The organism is Pseudomonas viridiflava (genome assembly GCF_900602065.1).
Taxonomy (GTDB): domain Bacteria; phylum Pseudomonadota; class Gammaproteobacteria; order Pseudomonadales; family Pseudomonadaceae; genus Aquipseudomonas.
The window spans coordinates 1-350 of sequence record NZ_UWFN01000373.1; the positions used below are offsets into that span (position 1 = coordinate 1).

Consider the following 350-nt stretch of genomic DNA (forward strand, 5'->3'; position numbering starts at 1 on the left):
TTGCTGTGTATGGCTTTGCTCGAGGTGTATGTTTTTTGTACAGCTGGTCGGCTTGATCGCGGGATTTATCCCCAGGCTTGATCCAGAGCATTCGTGACGGGCATGCTTCCTTTTTCGCTTTATTTATTAACAGGCTGCGCCGCTTTAACGAGCAACGGGCTGCGCCATGTCAGGAGAACGAGATGACTTCCACCGTATTCATTACAGGCGCCACTTCCGGGTTTGGCGAGGCGTGCGCGCGTCGTTTCGCTGAAGCTGGCTGGTCGCTGGTGCTGACCGGCCGCCGCAAGGACCGCCTGGACGCGCTGAGCGCCGAGTTGTCGAAGCAGACAGGGTTCACACGCTGGTGC

General features: G+C 57.7%; 1 protein-coding gene. It reads left to right on the forward strand.

All coding sequences use genetic code 11. The features are described 5' to 3' along the window. Nucleotides 1–182: 182 nt before the first annotated feature. A partial coding sequence (locus EE949_RS29030; RefSeq protein WP_122667428.1) for an SDR family NAD(P)-dependent oxidoreductase occupies nt 183–350 on the forward strand: 168 nt, incomplete at its 3' end.